Raw genomic sequence first — 5,349 nt, 5'->3', positions numbered from 1 at the left:
CCTATGTTGGCCGTGGTGGTGGTTTTGCCAACACCGCCTTTGCCGGAGGTGATGACAATGACCCGTGCTTCGCATGTCATGGAGGGCGTTCTCCTAAAAGGGTGATCTTGCAGCAATTAGATGCATATTATACCCGCTCCTGTCGCGCCTCTACTCCTAAAAGCCGTGCCCGGTTTTAGATCGAAATTGCTTCTATCTTTACCTAGAAATCGGTAAAAAAAGAAGCTCTTCACAAGGAAGAGCTTCCAATGGAGGATGGGGAACGGATGTTAGTGGTTAGGGAAAGTGAACGGTAGGAAACGCTGATGGTAAAAGATAGACAACGAGGAAGGAAGCGTTTCCGGATGGAGTGGGAGAATAGGCTCGGCGTTTTGGTAGGTAACCGGCTGGGTAGGGACATAGGTATAGGAAGGAGATTCGTTGTCGCTTGAGGTAGGCGTATCGTTGGTAAACGTGGAGGCGATGGTATTGCCCCCAGAATGCCAAAGGATGGTGGCTGGCTGATGATGTTTTCGGTAGACAAGGAAAGCCAGCAGAAGGCAGAGCGTGGCGACGAGAACCGTGAAGCGCGGAGAGAGTTGTGGCGGTGCAAACAGCTCCCGCAGGAACTGCTGCCAGTTGAAACTTGGCGCCACAGAAGGGCCGATTTGAGTGTCTAACCGACGGGCGATCTGCTCGGGAATATCGCACCGTGGTGCTTTTACCCGAAGGGAAGAGAGAAGCCGCTTCGTCGTAAGAAGCTCTTGCTGTTCCTTACGGCAAGCTGCGCAGCGCTGTAGATGCGCGGTAACGTACCGATACTCGTCTTCAGATAGCTCGCCATCAATATAAGCAGAAAGAAGAGATTTCACTTTATAGCAGATCACTCTCAGGCTCTCCTATCTCTCTCTAGTTTTCCTCTATGAAAGTTGGTTGACCGACTGCGAAAAGGGACAACAGACCAAATTTTAAGCTGTTTCCTCTATGCCAAAGCCGGTGCACGAATCGCTGTCGGCATCGGCTGTATCCTCTTTAGGGAGGACGTTAAGTTTCTTGCGCAACATTTTGCGACCCCGGTGCAATCGCGAACGAACGGTTCCCAGCGAACAGCCCATACTCTGGGCGATCTCCTCGTACGAAAGCCCCTCGATATCTGCAAGCACAACGGCCACGCGAAACTCAACAGGAAGCGAGTTAAGGGCGAGTTGCAGGTTTTCTTCGAGGGTTTGGTTCATGAGGATGGTTTGTGGATCGGAATCGGGGTCGGGGATTTCGAGGAGGATGTCGCTGTCGTTGTCGCTACCGGGGAGAGGCTGGTCAAGGGATTGGATATGGCATTTGGGTTTTTTGCGAAGCTCGTCAATAAATACACGCGACATAATGCGGTAGAGCCAGTTCTCAAAGGGCATCGCTCGGTTATAGCGGTCGAAGAAGCGATAGGCACGGAGAAATGCTTCTTGAGTGAGGTCTTCGGCATCGGCGTGGTTGCCTGTAAGGCGATATGCGATATTGTAGGCTTGCCGATGACATCGCCGCACGAGGCGGTCGAACTCTTCACGATCGTTTTGTGCCTTAGCCGAACTGGTGACGAGATTCGCAATATCCATCTTCTTTGCTGCCTCCTCTTTGCCTTACGGCTTCTTTTAAGGCAGAAGTTCCCGCTATTGTTATCTTCGAGAGCGTGACCGCTCCGCCTGTCGGCATGAGGGACGACCTATGAGACTGTGTTATAATGAAATCAGGTCTACTTCGCACTTGCCTGAGCATGCGCGACGCCGCTTCCTGAGAGGAGGTTTTCCATGTCTAACCGTTTCCGTTGTGGTGTGCGTAGACGAAGTGGGGTTTTTGCTTGGATATTGCTTTTGGTAGCCGTTGTGCTGGTGCCCGCTAAGGTGGTGGCGCAAACGCCTTTGCAGCGGCTGCCAGGGCATCTGCCCGCTATTATGGCCCTCTCGCACCCCGTGGCCAAAACGGAGCCGAATGAGGTGCTCTCGCTGGCGCTGGTGTTGCCATTGCGCCATCAACAACAGCTTCAGCAACTGATCCAGCGATTGTATAACCCATCGGATCCGCTGTATGGCCACTATCTTACTCCACAGCAGTTCACCGCGCTGTTCGCGCCGACGCCTCAGGAGTACGCTCAAGTGGCTCTCTGGGCGCAGGCTCAAGGTTTTCGTGTGGTTGGAACGCACAGAAATCGCCTGCTGCTCGATGTTGAGGCACCAGCTCGAACGGTAGAGAGCGCCTTTGGACTGCATCTGCTTCAGTTTATAGGGCCGGATGGCCGCCTCTTTCGCGCTCCCGACCGCAACCCAAAAGCGCCACCGGTGCCTCTTGTAGGCGTGGTAGGGCTTGATACTGCAGCCAATATCCATCCCTTTGCACATGTGTTTTCGCAAGGCTACGATGTGCTTGGGGTAGCCCCGCACGGTGGTACCGGCCCCAACGGCGGCCTGTCTCCGTCAGACATCAAAACCGCCTATAGCTTTCCCACAGCGCAAACCGGCGCCGGCCAAACTTTGGGGCTGCTTGAACTAGATGGCTATAATCCGTCGGACATTCAGGGCTACGAAAACTACTTCCACTTGCCCAATGTGCCTCTGCAGAATGTGCTGATAGACGGTTTCGACGGCAAGCCGGGCAACGGCGCTATCGAAGTGACATTCGACATCGAGCTTATGGTAGGATTGGCACCTGGTGCCTCACGGATTATCGTTTATGAGGGGCCTAATACCGCGTCGGGTTATGTAGATACCTGGGCGCGTATCGCCAACGATAATCTCGCCAAGCAGGTCTCCACCTCCTGGGGTGCTCCGGAAGATCAGATGCCGCCGAGCATCATTCAAGCGGAGAACGCCATCTTTATGCAGATGGCAGCCCAAGGGCAGACCGTCTATGCGGCCTCCGGCGATAATGGTGCCTATGACGATGGCACCACGCTAAGCGTAGACGACCCGGCGGCACAGCCCTATATGGTGGGCACCGGAGGAACACGGCTCTACACGGTTAGCCCCGGCGGAGCCTGGAGTGCCGAAAGCGCTTCGGTGAAGAGCGGCGGCGGCATCAGCGCCTTGTGGCCTATTCCATCGTACCAACAAGGGCTTATCTCGGCTGCTTCCAAAGGCTCAACCACCATGCGTAACGTGCCCGATGTGGCTCTGAACTGCGACATCGGCTATGCCACTTTTCTTCAGGGAGTGTGGATAAACGTGGGTGGTACCAGCGCCTGTGCTCCCTCCTGGGCGGCTTTTACTGCGCTGGTTAACGAGGCCCGGGCGCAAGCGCACCTTCCCCCTCTAGGCTTTGCCAACCCGGCGCTCTATGCCATCGCAAGAAACGCAACCCACTATGCGCAGGACTTTCATGATATTACCACCGGCAGCAACAAGTACTATCCGGCCGTACCCGGCTACGACGATGCGACCGGCTTGGGTACCTTGATAGGTACCAACCTCTTGACGGATTTGGCGTCTCCCTCCTTACCCCTGCCGACGCCTTCAAACCTTATCGGCAATCCGGGCTTCGAACAGGGCGCAAGCGACCCCTCGCCGTGGCAGGTTTCCAGTCCATCTATCATCTCCAATAGCCCCCAGGAACCGCCTCACTCCGGCCAATGGGACGCGTGGTTGGGGGGACATACCCAGCCTCAAACCGACACGCTAGAACAGTTGGTTACCTTCCCAACCTACATCGTCGGCATGCCTGTGTTCTCTTTCTTCCTGCACATAGATACACAACAGCATACAAACCAGGTTGTGGACACGCTAACCGTGCAGTTTATAGACCCCAATACCGGTCGTGTCGTGTGGTCGCTGCCGACCTTCTCCAACCGCAATGCGCGGTCGGGCTACATGTATGTTCGGAGCACCTACCGCACCACCGCTTTTTCAGGAAAGACGCTTCTGCTACGTCTAACGGCACGTCAGGCCACCAATGTACCTACGAATTTTGTGGTGGATGACTTTAGTCTGACGATAGTCCATTAGTTAACGGTTAGAAGGGCATCTCCCGATCGGGAGATGCCCTTGTTATTCGCCCCCTATACGTCTTGGGGAAGGGCGTCGGCCTTGAGGTTACCCAATAAATTGTCCAGCAAGCCGACTTTGTTCGCCCCCTATCCCCCGATTCGGAAGACAGGGGGCTAGTAAGCACATTGTCTGTTCTAGAGCCTGTTGTCAAGACAAGCATGGGGCAAGCAAGCTTCCCCTTAACAAAACGCAAGCCTGTATAGCCCCGCGCTCCAAACGATTTGTAATTTGCTTGGGCGATGCCGTCTACTCTTCCTTTACCTCGAAATCGAAATTCTGCACGAAGGGTTTTGCTTTAGGCGGTGTTATGCGCAACGTAACACGCCAGGGACCTAACATGGTGAACTCGACTTGGGTAGAGTAGACCCCATCTTTCTCGACGACCTTTGGATGCGCCGTGCCCATGTTCATAGTCGTCATGGTTACAGAGACATCCACTTTAGCGCCCTTTATTGGTTGGCCTTGCGGATCGAGCACGCGAAAGACAAGCGTATTTTTCCCAATCTGGGGCTTGTCGAGGGGCTGCATTAGCTGTACGTGCCAGGGTTGCGGTTGAGACCAAGGTGTCTTTGAACCGACGTCGAAGAGAAAGTCGCTGCGCAATTTGCTTTGAGAGCCGATATCGCTTATTCGCACACGCCACGGGCCAAGCATAGAGAAGGTGGGTTTTAGCACATAATGCCCCGGTTCTGGCTCTTCTACGGATGGATGTGCCACTCCCATATCCATGCTGGTCATCTCGACTGTGGCCTGTAGTTTAAGACCACTCAGCGGCTTGCCATCGGGGCCGGTGATAAAGAGATCGAGCTGGTTTTGGCCTACTTTGGGTGGATTAGGAGTTATGGTAGCTCGAATTTGAAGCCCGCTAGGTAAAGGGGAGACCGTTTCGGGTGCACCGGAACCCTTATCCATCCGCATACTCATATGCTCCATGCCCGAACCACCAACCATCATGAGGTTCATCATGGTGATTTCCGCCGTCTTTGTACCAAAGCCGGTGAGCGCGCTCCAATCCTCCTTCCCCGTTACCACATAGGTCTGTTTCGGGTGCAGTATCGGCATGTCTTCCATGCTTTCTTTATCGGTGGTTTGGGCTAGCGCCGCTGTTGCAAGCATATTTAGCGTAACTAAAGTCGTTAGGAGAACGCTTTGTATTTTCCAAGTCTGTGGCTTCATGGTTGTTTATCCTCTCTTCTATTCCGGGATGTACTGATGCTGTAGATTCTGAAGGGTTCGGCGAGGGCCGATGTGTTGATTGAAGATGTTTTGGAAATGGAACACAAACCCTATTTCAAACCGGTTTTCATCTTTCGGCTGTCCTACGGCGGAGGCATAAGCGCCT

4 protein-coding genes are annotated in these 5,349 nt (G+C 54.0%); 1 reads left to right on the top strand and 3 read right to left on the bottom strand.

Translation table 11 applies throughout. The annotated features are described in order from the left end of the window. Positions 1-269: 269 nt before the first annotated feature. Complete coding sequence (locus tag VKV29_RS08560; RefSeq protein WP_324200890.1) at positions 270-866, bottom strand: zf-HC2 domain-containing protein; 597 nt, start codon at positions 864-866, stop codon at positions 270-272. Between the two features lie 81 nt (positions 867-947). Beyond that, complete coding sequence (locus tag VKV29_RS08555) at positions 948-1,586, bottom strand: sigma-70 family RNA polymerase sigma factor (RefSeq protein ID WP_324200889.1); 639 nt, start codon at positions 1,584-1,586, stop codon at positions 948-950. 192 nt (positions 1,587-1,778) lie between these two features. Here VKV29_RS08555 and VKV29_RS08550 point away from each other — a divergent pair, with 192 nt between their 5' ends. Beyond that, entirely contained in the window at positions 1,779-3,965 is a 2,187-nt protein-coding gene (locus VKV29_RS08550) for a S53 family peptidase (protein ID WP_324200888.1), read from the top strand. 288 nt (positions 3,966-4,253) lie between these two features. Here VKV29_RS08550 and VKV29_RS08545 read toward each other — a convergent pair whose 3' ends face one another. Next, positions 4,254-5,183, bottom strand: a complete 930-nt coding sequence (locus VKV29_RS08545; protein ID WP_324200887.1) for a FixH family protein — start codon at positions 5,181-5,183, stop codon at positions 4,254-4,256. Positions 5,184-5,349: the final 166 nt, after the last annotated feature.

Origin of the sequence: Chthonomonas sp., assembly GCF_035294165.1 — a bacterium.
GTDB lineage: Bacteria > Armatimonadota > Chthonomonadetes > Chthonomonadales > Chthonomonadaceae > Chthonomonas.
This window is presented reverse-complemented; position numbering and strand designations above follow the sequence as displayed.

What these genes read in the sequence shown, in the direction of transcription:
- VKV29_RS08555 (WP_324200889.1), bottom strand. Translation starts at nt 1,586, where the DNA reads ATGGATATTGCGAATCTCGTCACCAGTTCGGCTAAGGCACAAAACGAT.
- VKV29_RS08550 (WP_324200888.1), top strand. Translation starts at nt 1,779, where the DNA reads ATGTCTAACCGTTTCCGTTGTGGTGTGCGTAGACGAAGTGGGGTTTTT.
- VKV29_RS08545 (WP_324200887.1), bottom strand. Translation starts at nt 5,183, where the DNA reads ATGAAGCCACAGACTTGGAAAATACAAAGCGTTCTCCTAACGACTTTA.